At 68.3% G+C, this 19,508-nt stretch carries 22 protein-coding genes; 7 read left to right on the forward strand and 15 right to left on the reverse strand.

What is annotated here, in order from left to right; all coding sequences use genetic code 11:
• Positions 1 to 10 precede the first annotated feature (10 nt).
• Positions 11 to 391: an adenosylmethionine decarboxylase gene (gene speD, locus AC3A6J_RS15205; RefSeq protein WP_487860793.1), complete on the reverse strand. Its 381-nt coding sequence runs from the start codon at positions 389 to 391 to the stop codon at positions 11 to 13.
• Positions 392 to 554: 163 nt separating this feature from the next.
• On the opposite strand from speD, the gene AC3A6J_RS15210 reads away from it, so the two are divergent.
• Both AC3A6J_RS15210 and gap read left to right on the forward strand, forming a co-directional pair.
• Positions 555 to 2,666 carry a transketolase family protein gene (locus tag AC3A6J_RS15210; protein WP_487860794.1) on the forward strand — a complete coding sequence of 704 codons (2,112 nt, stop codon included), beginning with the start codon at positions 555 to 557 and terminating at the stop codon, positions 2,664 to 2,666.
• Positions 2,667 to 2,726: 60 nt separating this feature from the next.
• On the forward strand, positions 2,727 to 3,728 hold the full coding sequence (gene gap, locus AC3A6J_RS15215; protein ID WP_487860795.1) for a type I glyceraldehyde-3-phosphate dehydrogenase: 1,002 nt from the start codon (positions 2,727 to 2,729) through the stop codon (positions 3,726 to 3,728).
• Between the two features lie 66 nt (positions 3,729 to 3,794).
• Here gap and AC3A6J_RS15220 read toward each other — a convergent pair whose 3' ends face one another.
• The 5 genes from AC3A6J_RS15220 to AC3A6J_RS15240 form a co-directional block, all read right to left on the reverse strand.
• Positions 3,795 to 4,391, reverse strand: a complete 597-nt coding sequence (locus AC3A6J_RS15220) for a hypothetical protein (RefSeq protein ID WP_487860796.1) — start codon at positions 4,389 to 4,391, stop codon at positions 3,795 to 3,797.
• A 19-nt stretch (positions 4,392 to 4,410) separates the two neighbouring features.
• Entirely contained in the window at positions 4,411 to 4,974 is a 564-nt protein-coding gene (locus AC3A6J_RS15225; protein ID WP_487860797.1) for a hypothetical protein, read from the reverse strand.
• A gap of 74 nt (positions 4,975 to 5,048) precedes the next feature.
• The gene (locus AC3A6J_RS15230) at positions 5,049 to 5,357 is read right to left on the reverse strand and encodes a putative quinol monooxygenase (protein ID WP_487860798.1); all 309 of its coding nucleotides are present in this window, start codon (positions 5,355 to 5,357) and stop codon (positions 5,049 to 5,051) included.
• A gap of 106 nt (positions 5,358 to 5,463) precedes the next feature.
• Positions 5,464 to 5,811: a protealysin inhibitor emfourin gene (locus AC3A6J_RS15235; protein ID WP_487860799.1), complete on the reverse strand. Its 348-nt coding sequence runs from the start codon at positions 5,809 to 5,811 to the stop codon at positions 5,464 to 5,466.
• Positions 5,808 to 6,878: a M4 family metallopeptidase gene (locus tag AC3A6J_RS15240; RefSeq protein WP_487860800.1), complete on the reverse strand. Its 1,071-nt coding sequence runs from the start codon at positions 6,876 to 6,878 to the stop codon at positions 5,808 to 5,810. The genes AC3A6J_RS15235 and AC3A6J_RS15240 overlap by 4 nt, the downstream gene beginning before the upstream one ends.
• Positions 6,879 to 7,088: 210 nt before the next feature.
• Between AC3A6J_RS15240 and AC3A6J_RS15245 the strand changes: the two genes are divergently transcribed.
• Positions 7,089 to 7,379 carry a YciI family protein gene (locus AC3A6J_RS15245; RefSeq protein WP_487860801.1) on the forward strand — a complete coding sequence of 97 codons (291 nt, stop codon included), beginning with the start codon at positions 7,089 to 7,091 and terminating at the stop codon, positions 7,377 to 7,379.
• Positions 7,380 to 7,399: 20 nt separating this feature from the next.
• Here AC3A6J_RS15245 and AC3A6J_RS15250 read toward each other — a convergent pair whose 3' ends face one another.
• A complete protein-coding gene (locus AC3A6J_RS15250; RefSeq protein WP_487860802.1) occupies positions 7,400 to 8,473 on the reverse strand; it encodes a pirin family protein in 1,074 nt (357 codons plus the stop codon).
• A 155-nt stretch (positions 8,474 to 8,628) separates the two neighbouring features.
• Entirely contained in the window at positions 8,629 to 9,051 is a 423-nt protein-coding gene (locus AC3A6J_RS15255) for a VOC family protein (protein WP_487860803.1), read from the reverse strand.
• Between the two features lie 155 nt (positions 9,052 to 9,206).
• Between AC3A6J_RS15255 and AC3A6J_RS15260 the strand changes: the two genes are divergently transcribed.
• The gene (locus tag AC3A6J_RS15260) at positions 9,207 to 10,757 is read left to right on the forward strand and encodes a CYTH and CHAD domain-containing protein (protein WP_487860804.1); all 1,551 of its coding nucleotides are present in this window, start codon (positions 9,207 to 9,209) and stop codon (positions 10,755 to 10,757) included.
• A 22-nt stretch (positions 10,758 to 10,779) separates the two neighbouring features.
• On the opposite strand, the gene AC3A6J_RS15265 is transcribed toward AC3A6J_RS15260, so the two are convergent.
• On the reverse strand, positions 10,780 to 11,256 hold the full coding sequence (locus AC3A6J_RS15265; RefSeq protein ID WP_487860805.1) for an FKBP-type peptidyl-prolyl cis-trans isomerase: 477 nt from the start codon (positions 11,254 to 11,256) through the stop codon (positions 10,780 to 10,782).
• A gap of 107 nt (positions 11,257 to 11,363) precedes the next feature.
• Here AC3A6J_RS15265 and AC3A6J_RS15270 point away from each other — a divergent pair, with 107 nt between their 5' ends.
• Together AC3A6J_RS15270 and AC3A6J_RS15275 are read left to right on the forward strand one after the other, a co-directional pair.
• A complete protein-coding gene (locus AC3A6J_RS15270) occupies positions 11,364 to 12,569 on the forward strand; it encodes a M20 aminoacylase family protein (RefSeq protein ID WP_487860806.1) in 1,206 nt (401 codons plus the stop codon).
• 46 nt (positions 12,570 to 12,615) lie between these two features.
• Positions 12,616 to 13,596 (forward strand): tripartite tricarboxylate transporter substrate-binding protein, encoded by a 981-nt coding sequence (locus tag AC3A6J_RS15275; RefSeq protein ID WP_487860807.1) that lies wholly within the window; start codon positions 12,616 to 12,618, stop codon positions 13,594 to 13,596.
• A 9-nt stretch (positions 13,597 to 13,605) separates the two neighbouring features.
• Here the strand turns inward: AC3A6J_RS15275 and AC3A6J_RS15280 are convergent, their stop codons facing one another.
• The 6 genes from AC3A6J_RS15280 to AC3A6J_RS15305 form a co-directional block, all read right to left on the reverse strand.
• Complete coding sequence (locus AC3A6J_RS15280) at positions 13,606 to 14,490, reverse strand: EamA family transporter (RefSeq protein WP_487860808.1); 885 nt, start codon at positions 14,488 to 14,490, stop codon at positions 13,606 to 13,608.
• A 49-nt stretch (positions 14,491 to 14,539) separates the two neighbouring features.
• Positions 14,540 to 14,863 carry a hypothetical protein gene (locus AC3A6J_RS15285; protein ID WP_487860809.1) on the reverse strand — a complete coding sequence of 108 codons (324 nt, stop codon included), beginning with the start codon at positions 14,861 to 14,863 and terminating at the stop codon, positions 14,540 to 14,542.
• 116 nt (positions 14,864 to 14,979) lie between these two features.
• Positions 14,980 to 15,150 carry a hypothetical protein gene (locus AC3A6J_RS15290; protein ID WP_487860810.1) on the reverse strand — a complete coding sequence of 57 codons (171 nt, stop codon included), beginning with the start codon at positions 15,148 to 15,150 and terminating at the stop codon, positions 14,980 to 14,982.
• Positions 15,151 to 15,256: 106 nt separating this feature from the next.
• A complete protein-coding gene (gene dbpA, locus AC3A6J_RS15295; protein ID WP_487860811.1) occupies positions 15,257 to 16,690 on the reverse strand; it encodes an ATP-dependent RNA helicase DbpA in 1,434 nt (477 codons plus the stop codon).
• 91 nt (positions 16,691 to 16,781) lie between these two features.
• Positions 16,782 to 17,048 (reverse strand): translation initiation factor IF-1, encoded by a 267-nt coding sequence (gene infA / locus AC3A6J_RS15300; protein WP_487860812.1) that lies wholly within the window; start codon positions 17,046 to 17,048, stop codon positions 16,782 to 16,784.
• Positions 17,049 to 17,415: 367 nt separating this feature from the next.
• Positions 17,416 to 18,471: a sugar phosphate isomerase/epimerase family protein gene (locus AC3A6J_RS15305; protein ID WP_487860813.1), complete on the reverse strand. Its 1,056-nt coding sequence runs from the start codon at positions 18,469 to 18,471 to the stop codon at positions 17,416 to 17,418.
• A gap of 127 nt (positions 18,472 to 18,598) precedes the next feature.
• On the opposite strand from AC3A6J_RS15305, the gene AC3A6J_RS15310 reads away from it, so the two are divergent.
• Positions 18,599 to 19,486, forward strand: coding sequence for a gamma-glutamyl-gamma-aminobutyrate hydrolase family protein (locus tag AC3A6J_RS15310; RefSeq protein ID WP_487860814.1), 888 nt, complete (start codon positions 18,599 to 18,601; stop codon positions 19,484 to 19,486).
• The last annotated feature ends 22 nt before the right edge of the window (positions 19,487 to 19,508 follow it).

Genomic DNA, 19,508 nt, shown 5'->3' on the forward strand with positions numbered 1-19,508 from the left:
GCCTTGGCGCTCACGGCCCGACCCGTCCGCGCTGTAGTGCATTGCGTTCGCTGCGCGCAGGCTGGAACAGTGCCACCAGGCAGTCCATCAGCGCCTGCGCCTTGGCGGAATGGTCGGCACCGAAGTTGCACACGTACACGTCGAGCGTGGCGCCGCGCAGCTCGGGCCAGGTGTGCAGGCACAGGTGCGATTCGGCCAGCAGCACCGTGGCGGTGACGCCGCCCGGCCCCTGCGGCGTGGGCGGGAAGCCGTGCACCAGCTGCCCGACCGGCTGCAGCCCGGCGGCCTCGACGGCCTTGACGCAGACGGCGCCGAGCGCCTCCTTGTCGGTCAGCCACTGCATCGCGCATTGGCAGTCGTGGAGGTCGGCGGTGAGGTGCAGCCCGTGCATGGGGGCAACTCTAGCAGTCCGCGCCACCCGCGCCGGCACGTAAACCGCGTCCGCAGGGTCCCCGGTGCCTGGTCGGGTGTTCGACCGCTGCCGGAGGCGGTCCGGGCAGGCCCGGTAAAATCGCGGGTTCTCCCCAATCCACACACCCGAAAGTCCAACGCCCATGGCAAACCAAGCCCTGATGGCCAACGCGATCCGCGCGCTGGCCATGGATGCCGTCCAACAAGCAAACTCCGGCCATCCGGGCGCACCGATGGGCATGGCCGAGATGGCCGTCGCACTCTGGGGCGAGCACCTGCGCTACAACCCCGCGAACCCGCACTGGTTCGACCGCGACCGCTTCGTGCTCTCGAACGGCCACGCCTCGATGCTGCTCTACGCGGTGCTGCACCTGTCGGGCTACGACCTGCCGATCGACGAGATCAGGAACTTCCGCCAGCTGCACAGCAAGACCGCGGGCCACCCCGAGGTCGACGTGACCCCCGGCGTCGAGACCACCACCGGCCCGCTGGGCCAGGGCATCACCAATGCCGTGGGCTTCGCGCTGGCCGAGAAGCTGCTCGCGGCCGAGTTCAACCGCAAGGACCACGCGGTCGTCGACCACCATACCTACGCCTTCCTGGGCGACGGCTGCATGATGGAAGGCATCAGCCACGAAGCCTGCGCGCTCGCCGGCGCCTGGCACCTGAACAAGCTGATTGCGCTGTACGACGACAACGGCATCAGCATCGACGGACAGGTCAAGCCCTGGTTCATCGACAACACCGAAGAGCGCTTCAAGGCCTACGGCTGGAATGTGATCGGCCCGGTCGACGGCAACGACGTCGCCGCAGTGTCGAAGGCCGTCGCCAAGGCCAAGAAGGAAGACAGCCGCCCGACGCTGATCATCTGCAAGACCACCATCGGCAAGGGCAGCCCGAACCGCGCCGGTACCGCCAAGGCGCACGGCGAGGCGCTCGGCGCCGACGAGATCAAGCTCACGCGCGAATCGCTGGGCTGGACCGCGCCGGCCTTCGAGATCCCGGCCGAGGTGTACGCCGCATGGGACCACAAGGCCGAGGGCGCCAAGGCCGAAGCCGCCTGGAACGAGCGCTTCGCCGCCTATGCCCAGGCCTACCCCGGCCTGGCCGCCGAGTTCACCCGCCGCATGAAGGGCGAGCTGCCGAAGAACTTTCATCAGGTGGCGTTCGACACCGTGGTCGCCGCCCACACCAAGGGCGAGACCGTGGCCAGCCGCAAGGCCAGCCAGCTCGCGCTCGAGGCCTTCACCGCCGCGCTGCCCGAAATGCTCGGCGGCAGCGCCGACCTCACCGGCTCGAACCTCACCAACACCCAGAGCACCGCCGCGCTGCGCTTCGACGCCAAGACCGGCGCCGTGGTCATGAGCGCGCCCGCGCAGCAGCCCAACCAGGGTGCCGAGGACGAGCCCAAGCCCGACAGCACAGCCGACAAGGCCGAGCCGCCGCACGGCGTGATCGGCCGCCACATCAACTACGGCGTGCGCGAGTTCGGCATGGCCGCCATCATGAACGGCGTGGCGCTGCACGGCGGCTTCATTCCCTATGGCGGCACCTTCCTCACGTTCAGCGACTACAGCCGCAACGCGATCCGCATGGCCGCGCTCATGAAGCGCCGCGTGGTCCACGTCTTCACGCACGATTCCATCGGCCTCGGCGAAGACGGCCCGACGCACCAGTCGATCGAGCATGCGGCATCGCTGCGGCTGATCCCGAACCTGGACGTCTGGCGCCCGGGCGACACCGCCGAGACGGCCGTGGCCTGGGCCGTGGCGCTGCAGAACCAGTCGCGCCCCACGGCGCTGCTGCTGAGCCGCCAGAACATCGCCTATGCACCCAAGGGCGACCTGGGCGACATCAGCCGCGGTGCCTACGTGCTCGCCGAGCCCGAGGCCGTCGGCCTCAAGAGCAAGAAGACTGCGGCGGTCATCATCGCCACCGGTTCCGAAGTGCAGCTCGCGCTGGCCGCGCAGAAGCTGCTTGCCGAGAAGAAGATCGCCGTGCGCGTGGTCTCGATGCCCTCGACCACCACCTTCGACCGCCAGGACCTGGCCTACAAGAAGAGCGTGCTGCCGAAGAAGCTGCCGCGCATCGCGGTCGAGATGGGCTGCACCGCCGGTTGGTGGAAGTACGGCTGCGCGGCCGTCGTCGGCATCGACAGCTACGGCGAGTCGGCACCGGCGCCCGTGCTGTTCAAGCACTTCGGCTTCACGGCGGAGAACGTCGCGGCCACCGTGGAAGCGGCGCTGCGCGACTGATCCGGCGCTTGGCCCTCTTCTCGCCCGAACACTAGTTTTTCAACCTTAGGAGCAAATCAGATGGCAATCAAACTCGGTATCAACGGCTTCGGTCGCATCGGCCGCAACGTGCTGCGCGCGGCCGTGCAGAACTTCAAGAACGACATCGAGATCGTCGCCATCAACGACCTGCTCGAGCCCGAATACCTGGCCTACATGCTCCAGTACGACTCGGTGCACGGCCGCTTCAAGGGCGAAGTCACGGTCGAAGGCAACACGCTCGTCGTCAACGGCAAGAAGATCCGCCTCACGCAGGAGCGCGATCCGGCGCAGCTGAAGTGGAACGAAGTCGGCGCCGACATCGTGCTCGAGTCGACCGGTCTCTTCCTCACGAAGGAAACCTGCCAGAAGCACCTGGACGCAGGCGCCAAGAAGGTGATCATGTCGGCCCCGTCGAAGGACGACACCCCGATGTTCGTCTACGGCGTGAACGACAAGAAGTACGCCGGCGAGGCGATCGTCAGCAACGCCAGCTGCACCACCAACTGCCTGGCACCGCTCGCCAAGGTGCTGAACGACAAGTGGGGCATCAAGCGCGGCCTGATGACCACCGTGCACGCCGCCACCGCCACGCAGAAGACCGTGGACGGCCCGAGCAACAAGGACTGGCGCGGCGGCCGCGGCATTCTCGAGAACATCATCCCCTCGAGCACCGGCGCCGCCAAGGCCGTGGGCGTGGTGATCCCCGAGCTCAACAAGAAGCTCACGGGCATGAGCTTCCGCGTGCCGACCTCCGACGTGTCGGTGGTCGATCTGACGGTCGAGCTCGAGAAGGAAGCTACCTACAAGGAAATCTGCGCCGAGATGAAGTCGCAGAGCGAAGGCGCGCTCAAGGGCGTGCTGGGCTACACCGAGGACAAGGTGGTGGCCACCGACTTCCGCGGCGACCCGCGCACCTCGATCTTCGATGCCGAAGCCGGCATCGCGCTCGACAGCACTTTCGTGAAGCTCGTGAGTTGGTATGACAACGAATGGGGCTACTCGAACAAGTGCCTGGAGATGGTGAAGGTCGTGTCGAAGTAAGGCTTCGCGGCTTCAATGAAAAACGCGTCCGAGGGCGCGTTTTCTTATGGCGAATGACGCAGCGACTCAGCGCAGCTTCTCGTTCCTGCGGATCTCGCTGCTCAGTTGCGACGTGAGTCGGGTTGCGGCGCGTCGCGCGGCGAGTCCGTAGTCGCCCTTGAATTCGCCGAATTCTGCCGTGCCGTTGCCGACCGCACGCACGCGCGCGACCTCTGCGCCACCCGCGTCGCTCACGAGGCAGTTCACTTCCGCGGTGAACGACGTTGGCGGCCAGGTGAGCCACGACGACGAACTCGAGTCGGTCTTGATCTGTGGCGTGAATACCAGCGAGATGCCGGCGGCCTCGTTCGCCTTGGCATCGCCCGCGGTGCGCAGCACCACCACGTCGCGGTAGACCGCGCGCAGCGCATCGCGGATCGACTTCTCGAGGTCGCGGTAGGGGTAATAGCTCACCCGGTCGCCGCTGCCGCCCGCGGTGGTCACCTGCTGGTCGCGCTGGGCGTCGGTCATGACGTAAGCGACTTTCTTCGGTACGAGGTGCGCCACCGATCGCGGCGGCGCCGTCTCGGTGATCATGGTGATCGGATGGGAACAGGCCCCGAGCAGCGAGGCCATGGCGCCGGCCAGCAGAAGGCGGACGGTGGCCCGAAGGAATGATGGCATGGTGCGGCTTGCTCCAGTGTCAGGGCGCGATGGCCGCGATGAACTGCGGGTCGGCATACACCTCGCGCAGCAGGGCCCGAACGAGCCTTGGATAGGCCGCCTGCCCCGCAGGCACCGCCACGATGTTGGCGTAGCTCGAATCGAAGGCGATCTCGCCCCGGTAGGTCTTGCGCAGCCGCTGCGCCGCTGCGCGCGAGACCACGATCTCCACGTCCATGCGGCCGGTGCCGTTGATCACGCCGAGGTCGAGTTCGTTGACCAGCAGGCGCGCCGCGATCCGCGTCGGCGCCTTGGGGTCGTAGACCGAGATCTCTCCCAGGTCGCGGACCAGCGCGTCTTCGAGATAGCGCGCGAAGCTGCCGCTTGGCGAAAGAAGCCTTGCACGCCGCAGCGCCAGGCTGTTGACGCTCGCGTTCGGATCGGTGGGCTGTACCCTTGCCACGGCCACCGCGCCCGGACGCGTGGCTTCGAGCCGGTCGAGCGCTTCGTAGTCGGCCGCATAGGGTGGCGCGGAAAGTTGGGCGCAGCCCGATGCCAGCAGCGCCGCGGCCAGCAGCCAGCGGCGCGTCCTGAAGATCGCCATGTCCTGATTCCCTCTTCGTGATGCCTGCTCCCGGCGCGAGGGTAGCAGGCATTGCGTCGCCTGCGAAGCCGGCTTCAGACCGGCTCGAGCACGTGGATCAGCTTGCTCGCGACCAGCTCCTTGGTCTTCTCGCCGTGCGCCTTCATGTGGGGCGCCACGCCATGCGCCTGCAGATGGGCCAGCGTTTCCCACTTTTCGATGACGACGAAGGTGTCGGGTCCGAAGCTCGCCTTCGAGGCGGGGATGCCCTGCGCGTCGATGGTGGCGCCGTATTCGATGCAGCCCGCCTCGGCCAGCACCGCCGCGCGGTTGGCGGCAAAGGCCTCGAGCAGTTGCGCGCGCTGGCCGGGCTTGGCGGTGATGACGGCGACGACGTGGATCATGAGGGAAGCTCCGTAGATGGTGAATGTCTGGAACCGCCGAATCTAAGAGATCGGCCGGCCCGGCGCCGGTCCCGTGCGTGACCCTGCTTCGCGCGCAGGCCGCGCGTCAACGGTCCGCCGCATCCTTCCACAGGTGCACCAGTGCCTCTGGCGCCTCGGCCTCGGGCACCTCGAAGCTGACCGAACTCGAGTGCATGGCACTGCTGCTGCTGCCTTGCACCAGCACTTCCACGCGGTAGAAGCGCTGGTCGCCGCCCGCAGCGCCCGGACCGCTGGCAGCACCCGCGTGCGGTGCGGCGCTTTGCAACGCCGCGTCGATCTGCTGGCGCAGTTCTTCGCTGCAGTTGCCGAGCTGATAGCTGCGCGGGCGCGAAAGGCCCGGCACATAGGCCAGGCCGCCCTCGCGCGTGAGGCGCACGATCGTGGCCTGGTCCAGGGGCGGAAGCTGAATCATGATGCGGTGACTCCCACGGTGTTCCATGCGGCGCCCACGGCCTGGTGGGCCGCGCTGCCGGCGCCGAAGCGCGTCGCGGCATTGTCCAGCGTCAGCTGGGCGAAGGCCGCAAAGTCGGCATCGCGGCGCAGCCGCCGGTCGCACACGGTGTCGTACCAGACCCGGCCCGCGCTCTCCCAGGCCATGCCCTGCAGCGCCGTGGCGGCAAGATGGAAGGCGCGGTTCGGAATGCCGGAATTGATGTGCACGCCGCCATTGTCCTGCCGCGTGGCGACGAAGTCGCGCATGTGGGCGGGCTGTGGGTCCTTGCCCAGCACCGGGTCGTCGTAGGCGGTGCCCGGCTCGGCCATCGAACGCAGCGCGCGGGCCTGCACCTTGTCGGTAAAGAGCCCGGCGCCCACGAGCCAGTCGGCCTGCTGCGCGGTCTGCTGCAGCAGGTACTGCTTGACCAGCACGCCGAAGACGTCGCAGACCGATTCGTTGAGTGCGCCCGACTGGCCCTCGTAGCGCAACGCCGACTCGTGGTCGATGACGCCGTGCGTGAGCTCGTGGCCGATGATGTCCACCGCGATGGTGAAGCGGTTCATGACCTCGCCGTCGCCGTCGCCGAACACCATCTGCCGCCCGTTCCAGAACGCGTTGTCGTAGTCGACACCGTAATGGACGCTGCCGACGAGCGGCAGGCCGGCGCCGTCGATGGAATCGCGCGCGTAGACCTCGCGGTACAGGCGGTAGGTGGCGCCGAGGTGGTCGTAGGCCTCGTCGGCCGCGACGTCGCCGGTGGCGGGTTGTCCTTCGGCGCGCACCAGCCGGCCCGGCAGGTCCATGGTGTGCCCCACATCGTGGATCGCGCGCTCGGGTGCATCGCGCCGCACGTAGCCCGGCGCCGGGCCCGACGACAGCGTGTGCGAAGCCACCGCCTCGCGCAGCCCGCGGTGCTCGCGGTCGATCATCAGCGTCTGCGCCGCCCGGGCGCTCGCATGGGGGCCGGCGCGCTCGGCAAGCCGGTCGAGCAGGTACGGCGGTATGAAGCTTGGCGCGAGGATCGGCGGCGGGCGAAGCGGCATGGGTGGGTCTCCGGTGGGCCTTGTCGGCGACGCGAATGACGGTAGCAGAAAGCGTCGACCGGGATCGCTTCAGGCCTTCGGCGGCGCGCCGTGCAGATGCCGAAAGCGAAATGACGTCTGCCACAACGTTACGACTGCAACACACACTCGCCGGGACCGCGCCTTGTCGAGGCCATAGGATGGAGGGCTGTCACACCCACCGGCCTGCCCATGTTCATCGTCAGCCTCACCTACACCCGCCCGCTCGAAGAAGTCGATGCCTTGATGGACCCGCACATGACGTGGCTCAAGAAACACTATGCGAGCGGCCTGTTCGTGGCCTCGGGCCGGCAGGTGCCGCGCACGGGCGGCGTGATCCTGGCGCGATCGGGCGACCGCGAGGCGCTCGAAGCGGTGCTCGCGCGCGACCCCTTCGTGCAGGGCGGTGTCGCGCGGATGGACGTGACCGAGTTCGTGCCGAGCATGACGGCACTCGGCGTCGAGATGCTGAAGAGCTTCTGACGCCGCCCGGCGACTGAACCTTAGTCCCCTTGCGCGCCCGGCGCTTCCTCGCGTCCGTCCGGGTGCCGCGCAAAGCGCGCGGCATCCCGGCCGTGCACCGGCGCGGAGTCGGGCCAGGGCCAGCCGCCGAACTGCGTGCGCCGGTAGTCGGCCATGGTCTGGCTGATCTCGGCCTGCGTGTTCATCACGAAGGGCCCGTACTGCACCACAGGCTCGGCAATCGGGCGGCCCTGCAGCACGAGGAATTCGCTGTCCGCCCGATCGCCGGCGGCCAGTTCCACGGCCACGTCGGCGCGCAGCTCGACTGCCGCCGGGCCCTGCACGCGCTCGCCCGCGATGTGCGCCTCGGCACCCTTGAAGAAGTACAGCATGCGCCGGGTGCCTTCGCCCGTGGCGGCCGGCAGCGTCCAGCGCGCACTGGGCGTCATCTTCACGGTCCAGATCGCGACATCGGCATCGGCCTGTGCCGCCCATGAATCAGGCGGCGGCGCGAGCGCCTCGACCGCGTCGCGACTCTTGGATGTGCTGCCGAGCCGGCCCGCGATGACCGCGACCTCGGTGCGACCACCCTTCACGTCGTCGGACACGAGGCGCGGGATCGCGTCGGACCAGAACATCGTGAAGTGCGGCTCGGCCATCTTGTGACGTGCCGGCAGGTTGAGCCAGATCTGGAACAGCTCGAGCGGATTGGGCGCGCCCGTGTCACGCAAGGGGAACATCTCGGCATGCACGATGCCCTTGCCTGCGGTGAGCCACTGGACATCTCCGCCTCCGAAGCGCGCCGTGGCGCCCAGCGAATCGGAATGGTCGATCAAGCCCTTGCGGACGATGGTCACCGTCTCGAAGCCGCGGTGCGGATGCGCCGGAAAGCCCGGCACCGTTTCGCCGTGGTACATGCTCCAGCCGTCGGTGCGGCTGAAGTCCTGGCCGATCTGGCGGCCGGTCAGCGGCGCATCGGGGCCCATTTGCGCATTGCCCTTCGGATAGGCATCGTCGTGGTAGACGCAGAACAGGAAGGGGTCGATCGTCGCCCAGGGAAAGCCCAAGGGCTGGATCTTCACGATGGGGCTGCGGTGGTCTTTGTCGTCGGTCATGCCGGTGTTCCTTCTTGGCAAGTGGGGCATGGCCGAATCTGCCACGCCGGTTCCTTGCATGTCGGGGCGCTCGCGGCGCGCGGTAGACCCCTTTCGCGCAACGGTGAGGAGCGCGTATGGAACGATGGGCATGGCTCGGACTCCTGCGCTTCGCTTCAGGCGCCCTGCTGTGGCATCTCGGCGTTCGGGTCCATGTACACCAATTCCCAGAGGTGGCCGTCGATGTCCTGGAAACCGTGCCCGTACATGAACCCGAGGTCCTGCGGCGGGCGCGGCAGCGTGCCGCCCGCCGCCACGGCCTTGGCCACCAACTCGTCGACCTCGGCGCGGCTCTCGCACGAGAGGCACAGCAGCACCTCGGTGCTCTTGCTGGTGTCGGTGAGGCTCTTGTCCGTGAAGGTCTTGAAGAAGTCCTCGACCAGCAGCATCGCGTGGATGCTGCCCTCCTCGATGACCATGCAGGCCGCGTTCGCGTCGGTGAACTTCGGGTTGAAGCTGTAGCCGAGCGCGCCGAAGAAGGCCTTGGACTTGTCGAGGTCCTTGACGGGAAGATTCACGAAGATCTGCTTGGTGGCCATGGAGTGTTCCTTGGATCGATGAGGTGTGGATCGGATAGGAGACGGCGTGTTGTGTACGCCGTCCACAAACGATAACAAAGAAAATGTACGGCGTCCACATCTATTTTCATGCGCGCCGATTTTCGGGTTCGATCACGGCAGGGCATCATGGCCGCATGGAAATCGAGTTCAAGTTCTGCATTCCCCCCGACCGCCTGAAGTCCGTCGAGGCCGCCCTGCGGCGCGGCACCGTGGCTCGCACACGGCTGCAGGCGCGCTACTTCGACACCGAAGACCAGCGGCTGGCCGCCGCGGGCATCGTGCTGCGCCTGCGCAAGGAAGGCCCGCGCTGGGTCCAGACCGCCAAGGCCACGGGCGACAACGCCCTGCACCGCCTGGAGCACAACGTCGACCTCGGTACCGTCGGCGCGGGCCGTGCGGCGCCTGCGATCGATCCGCAGCGCCACCAGGGCACGCCGGTGGGCGACCGTCTCGCCGCGGTGCTGGCCGAGCGCGGCGCCACGCTGGTGGAACGCCAGTCCACTGACATCGTGCGGCTGACCCGCGACGTGCGCACGACGGGCGCCGGGGCCGCGGTGGTGGAGATGGCGCTCGACGTGGGCAAGGTCGTGGCGCATGCCGGCACGCCGATGCAGCGCGAATCGCCGGTGTGCGAACTCGAGATCGAGCTCAAGCGCGGCGACGTGCAGGGCCTGGTGGCGCTGGCACAACGGTGGTCGCAGCAGCATGGCCTTTGGTTCGGCACCGTGTCCAAGGCCGAACGCGGCGCGCGCCTGCTGGCGGGGCTCGAGCGGGTCCCGGCCGTCAAGGCCGAGGCGCCGCGCTTCGCCAGCGACGCCGCCAAGGGGATCGGCGGTCGCGCGATCCAGCAGGCCGTGGTGGCGTCCTGCCTGGCGCAGATCCTGCCGAATGCCAGCGAGATCGCGGCCGGCAGCAGCGACGAGGAGCAGGTGCATCAGCTGCGCATCGGCATCCGCCGCTTGCGCACTGCATTGCGTGAACTGGCGGAACTCGATGCGGATAGCGCAGGGTTCGATGCCGCCGCCTGGGAACCGCCGCTCGTGGCCGCCTTCCGTGCGCTCGGCACCGTGCGCGATCGCGAGCAGGTGGCGCAGCTGGCCGAGGCGCAATGGCGCGATCTGCCGACCGAAGCGCAACCGCCGGCGCTTGCGGCTCTGGGGGGCGGCGAAGGCAGCGCCGACGAATCGAACTCGCCCGGCGACGTGGTGCGCGCACCGGCCTTCCAGTCGGTGCTGGTTTCGCTGATCGGCTTCACCGCGGCGGCGCCCGGCGACGCCGGCCTGTCCGCGGGCGATGCCCGGCGTTTTTTGCGCCAGCGGCTGCGGCGCCTGCACCGGCAGGCGGTGCGTGACGGCCGGCGCTTCGAATCCCTGCCCACCGAGGCGCAGCACCGCGTGCGCAAGCGGCTCAAGCGCCTGCGCTACCTGGCCGAGTTCGTGGCGCCGCTGTTCGAGGCGGGCAAGGCCGGGCGCTACCTCGAGCGCCTGCGCCCCGCACAGGACGCACTCGGGGCGTACAACGACGAAGCGGTGGCGCTCGCGCTCTACCGGGAGGCCGCCGACCGCGACCCGCGGGCCTGGTTCGCGGTCGGCTGGTTCAGCGCCCGCCGCGCCGCGGGGGCCAAGGCCTGCCGGAAGGCGCTCGACCGGATCGCGGATGCGCCCCGGTTCTGGAAGCGGCGGTAGTTAGCAGCCGCCGGCGACGGGCTCAGTGGTGGTGCCCGTGTGCCCCATGCACATGCCGGTGCTCGATTTCCACCGGCAGCGCCTCGCGCACATCCGTCACGGTCAGGCTGAACTTCAGCGCCTTGCCGGCCCAGGGGTGGTTGCCGTCGAGCAGCACGACGGGGCCTTTGATCTTCGTCACGGTGAACACATGCTCGCGGCCGTCGTCGAGCCGGCCCTGCAGCTGGCCGCCCACCTTCACGCCGGGCGGAAAGTCGGTCTTGGGAATGGTGCGCACCAGCGATTCCTCGCGCTGGCCGAACGCGTCCTCGGGCGCGAGGTTCAGCGTGGCCTGGAAGCCCTTTTCCTTGCCTTCGAGGGCTTCCTCGATCTTGGGCAACGTGTTCTCGTAGCCGCCGTGCAGGTAGGCCATGGGCTCGGGGTTCGCCTCGATGAGCTTGCCCTGGGCATCGGCCACCTTGTACTTGAGCGTGACGACGGTGTCTTTTGCGATTTTCATGGCGTGCATTTTCAGTGCAAACGAGAAGGTCGTGCAGCGTGCGTCCGGCGGGCGGCTGCGCCAGAATCGCTCGCACCGCACCACTTTCGCCGCCCGCCCTGCCCGCCATGAACATCGTCGACGCCTTCCTTGCCAGCGCCTCCCGCTTCGTCGAGATCCGGCGCGACATCCACGCCCATCCCGAACTCGGCTTCGAGGAACACCGCACCGCCGAAAAGGTGGCCGGGCTGCTCGCCGAATGGGGCATCGAGGTGCACCGCGGCATCGCGGGCACCGGGCTGGTGGGCGTGCTGCGCAAGGGCACGAGCGCGCGCACGATCGGACTGCGCGCCGACATGGACGCGCTGCCGCTCGAGGAAGCCAACGCCTTCGCCCACCGGTCCACGCACGCCGGGCGCATGCACGCCTGCGGACACGACGGCCACACGACGATGCTGCTGGCCGCGGCCTGGCATCTGTCGCAGCAGGGGCCGGATGATTTCGACGGCACGGTGCATTTCATCTTCCAGCCGGCCGAGGAGATGGGCAAGGCGGGCGCGAAGAAGATGATCGACGAGGGCCTGTTCGAGCGCTTCCCCTGCGACGCGGTGTTCGCGCTGCACAACTTTCCCGTCGGCGAGGTGGGCCGCTTCGCGCTCAACGAGGGCGCGCTGATGGCATCGAGCAACACCTACAAGGTCACGATGCAGGGCCGCGGCACGCATGCGTCGATGCCGCACACCGGCATCGATCCGGTGGCGGCGGTGGTCACGCTCGCGCAGCAGCTGCAGACCATCGTCGCGCGCACCATTCCGAGCACCGAACGTGCCCTGCTCGCGGTCACGCAGCTGCAGGGCTCCGATGCGCCGAACGTGATTCCCGACCTGGCTTCCGTCGGCGGCACCATCCGCACCTTCTCGGTCGAGGCGATCGACCGGATCGAGGCGCGCCTGCGCGAGGTCGCCGCGGGCGTGGCCGCGGCGCACGGCTGCACGGCCGACGTGTTCTTCAAGCGCTCGTCGCCGCCCGTCGTCAACCATGCGGCCGAGGCGCGTTTCGCGGCCGGCGTGATGCGCGAGGTGGTGGGCGACGACATGGTCACCGACGACTTCCCCGCCGTGATGGGCGCCGAGGACTTCGCGCACATGCTGCTGGCGCGGCCCGGCTGCTATGCCTTCCTGGGCAACGGCGACGGCGATCACCGGCTCGAGGGCCACGGGCCCGGGCCTTGCATCATCCACAACACCTCGTTCGATTTCAACGACGAGATCATTCCGATCGGTGCCAGCTACTTCGTGAAGCTGGTGCAGCGCTGGCTGCCGTCGGGCACCTGAAGAAGTTTTCCCTTCCCTTCCTGTTGATGATGAAAGCGGCCCCTCGATGAACTCCACGACTTCCCTCACCCGACGTTCTCTCGTGGCTGCCGCGGCAGCCGCCCTGGCCGTGGGCGGCCCCGGCCTCGCCCATGCGCAGCAGCGCGTGATCCATATCGTCGTGCCTTTCGGCACCGGCGCGGTGCAGGACACGGTGGCACGTGCCTTCAACAGCGAACTGGGCGCGGCGCTCAATGCCAGCGCCGTGGTCGAGAACCGCGCGGGTGCGGGCGGCACCGTGGGCGCGGCCGTGGTGGCCAAGGCAGCGCCGGACGGCAACACGCTCGTCCTCGCGGCCGCAAGCCACCACATCGCGGGCTTCCTCTACAACAAGCTGCCGTACGACCCGCTGAAGGACTTCGCCGGCGTGGCCTACATCGGCAACGCGGGCTATGTGCTGGCGGTGACGAGCGGGCTCAACGTGTCGAACACGGCCGACTTCATCAAGGAGGTCAAGGCCAATCCCGGCAAGTACAACTACGCCTCGGCCGGCAACGGCAGCGCCACGCACCTTGCGATGGCTTCGTTCCTCGCGAAAGCGGGTCTGCAGATGACGCACATCCCGACCAAGTCGACCGGCGAAGCGGTCAACGAGGTGCTCGCGGGCCGGGTGCAGGCGGTCATCTCCTCGAGCATCGGCGTTATGGGCTTCCAGGCCGATCCGCGCATGAAGCTGCTTGCTTCGACCGGCCAGGCGCGCAGCCCCTTCCTGCCGCAGCTGCCGACCGTGGCCGAGAGCGGCCTGCCCGGCTACGCCTTCGATTCGTGGATCGGCCTGCTCGCGCCAGCCGGCACGCCCAAGGCCGAGGTCGAGCGTCTCAATGCGGCCGCCAACAAGGTGCTGGCCGAGCCCGCGATCCAGGAGCGCTTCAAGCGCCTGGGTGTGGAGCCGCGCACGCAGACGGCCGAAGCGTTCCAGAAGCTGCTGCGCGCGGACTGGGACGCCATGGGCGCTGTGGTGAAGGCCTCGGGCGCGAAGGTCGATTGACGACCCGGCTCAGCGCGCAGCGGGCGCCACCAGCACCGGCAGTGCGCCGCGCTGGGCATGCTGGCTGAGCCAGATGCTCGCGATCACCACCAGAATGCCCACGACCTGCAGCACCGACAAGGTCTGCCCGAGCAGCGCCCAGCCGAGGATCACGGCCGTCACGGGGCTCAGGAAGGTCAGCGGCGCGACGGCCGCCGATTCGAGCCGGGCCACGCCGCGGAACCAGATGATGTAGGTCACGGCGGCGCCGATCAGGCCGAGCCAGGCGAAGCCGAGCCAGTTCGTGGCCGTGAGCACGGGCAGCGGCGGCTCGAGCCAGAGCGCGAATGGCAGCAGCAGCAGGCCGCCCGCGGTCAGTTGCCAGGCCGTGAAGGCCAGCGCCGAAACCGGCGGCTGCCAGCGGCGGCTCAGCACCGTACCGAAAGCCATCGACACCGCGGCAGCGAAGGCCGCGGCAATGCCGATCGCATCGAGCCGGGCATTCGGCGTGAGCACCAGCAATGCCACGCCACCGATGCCGACCACGGCTGCGGCCACCGACAGCGCGCGCACGGTCGCGCCGAGGAAGAAGCGCGCGAGGAACACCACGAACAGCGGCTGCACCGACGTGATCGTCGCCGCCACGCCGCCCGGCAGGCGGTAGGCGGCAAGGAACAGCATCGCCCAGAGGATCGAGAAGTTCAGCGCGCCCAGCACCGCAATGCGGCCCCACCAGGCGCGCTCGGGCAGCTGGCGCACGATCAAAAGCAACAGCAGCCCCGCCGGCAGCGCCCGCAGCAGCGCGACCGTGAGCGGATAGTTCGCGGGCAGCATCTCGGTGGTCACCACATAGGTGCTGCCCCAGATGGCGGGTGCGGTCGCGGTGAGCAGGACGTCGGTGGTGCGGCGGGTCATCGGCTCGACTGTAGCCAGATGTCGAAGACCGGGCGCTGGCCCGGCCTGCTCAGCTGTCGGGCGCGGCGGTCGGCGCGGGTGCCGGCCAGCCGAGCAGCTCGGCCAGGCGCTGCACGGTCCACTCGGCCTCGGCAGGCGAGACGCCGGCCTCGGGCGTCGAAAGCCCCGCATGGATGCGCCGCAGGATCTCGCTCTCGACCGGCACCTCGGTGTGGTGCTGGATCTGCGCGTGCGCTACCAGGTGGCTGGCGAGGTCCTCGCAGACTTCGTAGCGCTCGCGCACCACGCCGATCGGCGCCAGCAGCCGTTGCCGTGCATCGCTGTAGACCGCGAAGAACGAAGGCGGAATGAAGATCTGGTTGTCGTCGGACATCGAAGGCCTGGCAATGCAGTGGCTGCTGCGGTGGCTTGCAATGACAAAACGCGCCCGCGGGCGCGTTCGTCGTTCGTGGCCGGCTGCAGTTGCTGCGAGCCGGCCGCGCAAGCGGGTCAGCCGCCCTTCTTGGCGCGCTTGCCGGGGTTCTTCTTGCTGCGCGTGGCGGTGCCGCGTTCGAGGCTGACCTTCTGGCCGCCACCGGTCCTGGGCAGGGCGTAGCCGGCCAGTGGCGTCGGCTTCGGGCTGGCAATGCGGTCGGCTTCGGTGCGAATTTTCTTGGGCATGGAAAAGCTCGGATAAAAAAGTGGATGTTCGAGGCGCAATTAGGCCACAGTGGGGATTTTGCCTGCCAGAAGCCGAAGCAGCGGCTGTGACAGGGCTTGTTTCTCTCTAGAGTTCGAGCAGGCGCACCTTCACGCTCTTGCCTTTCACGCGCCCGCCCGCGAGCTTGCGCGCCGCCTCGGCCGCGATCTCGCGTGCCACGGCCACATAGGTCGAGAACTCGTTGACGTTGATCTTGCCGATCTGCTCTTTCGCATAGCCGCATTCGCCGGTGAGCGCGCCCAACACGTCGCCGGCGCGGATCTTTTCCTTGCGGCCGCCGACGATCTGCAGCGTGGCCATCGGCGGCGAAAGCGGCGCGCCCTGGCCCGGCGTGAGCTCGGCCAACGGATGCCATTCGGATTCGCGGCCTTGCAGCTGCTCGATCTTGCCGACGCTGCCCATCTCGTTCATGCTCGCCAGGTTCAGCGCGAGGCCTTCGGCGCCGCCCTGCTGGCCGACGCGGCCGGTGCGGCCGATGCGGTGGATGTGGATCTCGGCATCGGGCGTCACGTCGACGTTGATCACGGCCTCGAGCTGCGCGATGTCGAGCCCGCGCGCGGCGACGTCGGTGGCCACCAGCACCGAGCAGCTGCGGTTGGCGAACTGCACCAGCACCTGGTCGCGCTCGCGCTGCTCGAGTTCGCCGAACAGCGCCAGCGCGCTGAAACCTTGGGCCTGCAGCACCTGCACGAGGTCGCGGCACTGCTGCTTGGTGTTGCAGAACGCCAGCGTGCTGGCCGGGCGGAAATGATCGAGCAGCAGGCCGACGGCATGCAGCCGTTCGCTGTCCTTCACCTGGTACCAGCGCTGGCGGATCTTGCTGCCCTCATGCTGGGCCTGCACCGTGATCTGCTGCGGGCTCTTCATGAACTGCTGCGCGAGCTTGGCGATGCCTTCAGGATACGTGGCCGAGAACAGCAGCGTCTGCCGCTCCTTCGGGCATTGGCGCGCGACCTTGACGATGTCCTCGAAGAAGCCCATGTCGAGCATGCGGTCGGCTTCGTCGAGCACCAGGGTGTTGAGCCCGGCGAGGTCGAGGTTGCCGCGCTCGAGGTGGTCCATGATCCGGCCCGGCGTGCCCACGACGATGTGCGCGCCGTGTTCCAGGCTCGCGATCTGCCCGCGCAGCGCCACGCCACCGCAGAGCGTGACGACCTTGATGTTCTCTTCGGCGCGCGCAAGACGGCGGATCTCGGTCGTGACCTGGTCGGCCAGCTCACGCGTCGGGCACAGCACCATCGCCTGCACCGCGAAGCGGCGCGCGTTGAGGTTGGCGAGCAGCGCCAGCGCGAAGGCCGCGGTCTTGCCGCTGCCGGTCTTGGCCTGCGCGATCAGGTCCTGGCCGAGCAGCGCCGGCGGCAGGCTGGCCGCCTGGATCGGCGTCATCTGCAGATAGCCGAGCTGCGTGAGGTTGGCCAGCATCTGCGGCGAGAGCGGCAGTATGGCGAAGCCGGTCTTGTCGGCCGGGGGGCCGCTGGCTGGGGAATCGTGGGGGGTCATCGTGCGGCAGCCGAATAGGTTCGCAAAAAAGCAAAAGGCCTTGCCGCGCGCCCGAGGCCGGGCGCCGCAAGGCCCAATGGCTCGTCGCGGATCAGCGGCGAGGGCCGTTGTTGCCGGAGGTCGGCGGGGGGCCGCGGCGCTCCAGGTGACGGAAGGTGATGCGGCCCTTGGTCAGGTCGTAGGGCGAGAGTTCGAGCGAGACCTTGTCGCCCGCCAGGATGCGGATGTGGTGCTTGCGCATCTTGCCGCCGCTGTAGGCGATCAGCTGGTGGCCGTTGTCGAGCGTGACACGGTAGCGCGAGTCGGGCAGGACTTCGGTCACTGCGCCGTTCATTTCGATGAGTTCTTCCTTGGGCATTGTGCGATTACCTCTGAGTCGTCCGATAAGTGTGTGTTGGAGATGGAATCTGGCGTCTTTGTTTCAGCCGGAGCCCGGCAGCGCGAACGCGCCGTGGCACGACTGCTTGTCTTTGCGCACTGCCGGGGCAATGCGCCATTCGCTTCAACAAGAACGAAGACAGTGGTGGCATACATGGGCGCCCGGTCTGGCGCTCCAACACACTGTGAAACCGGCCTGTCACTGATTCACTGATTTACTGAATCGTCAGTGCACAGGCTGGCGGTTGACGAATAACTCCGCCGTGGTCATCGAAACGAACCCGACATTATAGCCCGCAAGGCATGACTGTTGCTTGTCAGTCCTTGCCGAGGCCTCGCGTCGGCCGCTATCCCAGGCCCAGAACGCGCCGGTTTGCCGCCACGTCCACGCCGCCAGCGGCAAAATCGTCGAAGGCCCGGTCGGCCACGCGGATGATGTGGTCGGCGATGAATTTCGCGCCCTCGCGCGCCCCGTCTTCGGGGTGTTTGATGCAGCACTCCCACTCCAGCACGGCCCAGCCCGGAAAGTCGTACTGCGCCATCTTCGAGAAGATGGCCCGGAAGTCGACTTGCCCGTCGCCCAGCGAGCGGAAGCGCCCGGCCCGGTTGATCCAGCTCTGGAAGCCGCCGTACACGCCCTGCTTGCCCGTCGGGTTGAACTCGGCATCCTTCACGTGGAAGATCTTGATGCGCTCGTGGTAGTGGTCGATGTACGCGAGGTAATCGAGCTGCTGCAGCATGAAATGGCTCGGGTCGTACAGCAGGCAGGCGCGCGGGTGGTTGTTCACCCGTTCGAGAAACATTTCGTAGCTCACGCCGTCGTGCAGGTCTTCGCCCGGATGGATCTCGTAGGCCACGTCGACGCCCGCCGCGTCGAAGGCGTCGAGGATCGGGCGCCAGCGGCGCGCCAGCTCGTCGAAGGCCTCCTCGATCAGCCCCGGCGGGCGCGGCGGCCACGAGTAGAGGTACGGCCAGGCCAGCGCACCCGAGAAGGTCGCATGGGCGCTGAGCCCGAGGTTGGCCGACGCCTTGGCCGCGAGGTGCAGCTGCTCGACCGCCCATTGCTGGCGCCGCACCGGATCGCCGCGCACCTCGGGTGCCGCGAAGCCGTCGAAGCCCGCGTCGTAAGCGGGATGCACCGCGACCAGCTGGCCCTGCAGGTGGGTCGACAGCTCGGTGATCTCGATCCCGTGGCCCGCGAGCATGCCCTTGACCTCGTCGCAGTAGGTCCTGCTCTCGGCGGCGCGGCGCAGGTCGAACAGGCGTGCGTCCCAGCTTGGGATCTGCACGCCCTTGTAGCCCAGGCCGGCGGCCCAGCCGGCGATGGCGTCGAGCGAATTGAACGGGGCCTGGTCCCCGGCGAACTGAGCCAGGAATATGGCCGGGCCCTTGATCGTTTTCATGGCGTGTCTTCCTTCCGTGTCGTGGCGGCGTTGAAAGCATACTTGGCGTTTCGTCCGACCCGGTGCGAGAAGCTCAAGCGACACAATGGACTTTCCTTTTCGCACAGCTCGCCCCGAACGTTCCGAGATGCCCCAACCCGTCTCCGCCCGGCTGAAGATCGGCCTCTCCGCCTGCTTTTCGCACGCGGACCCTGCGCGTTCGCTGTTCACCAACAAGACGTTGCAGTATGTCGAGCAGTCCATCGCACACTGGCTCATGTCGGCCGGCGCGATGGTCGTGATGGTGCCCTGCCCCACGGGCGAGACCGCGCGTGGCGACACCAAGCTCTCGCACTACGCCGAATGGCTCGACGGCGTGGTGATGCATGGTGGCGCCGACGTCTGGCCCGGCAGCTACGGCGAGGCGCCGCTCAAGGACGCCTGGCTCGGCGACCGCCTCCGCGACCTCTATGATCTCGCGCTGGTGGAGGCCTTCGAGCAGGCCGGCAAGCCGATCTTCGGCGTCTGCCGCGGGCTGCAACTGATCAACGTGGCTTTCGGCGGCACGCTCTACCAGGACATCGAGGCGCAGCACCAGCATCCCGAGACCCGGCGGCACCGCGACCCGGTCACCTACGACCAGAATTTCCACGACATCGAGATCGTCGAGGGCACGCGGCTGTCGAAGCTCTACCCCGAGGTGCGCACCGCGCGGGTCAATAGCATCCACCACCAGGGCGTGAAGGACCTGGCGCCGGGCTTCGAGATCGAGGCCTGGAGCCTGCCCGACCGTGTGCCCGAGGCGATCCGCCGCCGCCCCGAGAAGGGGCGCAGCTACATTGCCGCCACGCAATGGCACCCCGAATTCCACAAGTACGGCAGCACCGAGACGGTCGACGACACGCCGATCCTGCACGACTTCCTCTGGGCTTGCGCGACCGCGAAGGTGGCGCCACGCAGCGAGCCCGACAGCGGGCCCGGCCGGATCCGCGACCGTGCGGCGCGGGTGCTGCGCCAGGCGCTGCTGCGGCGCTGAGGGCCGGCCGCGCCCACGCCGC

It is taken from the genome of Variovorax sp. Soil_C_39, from assembly GCF_057656815.1.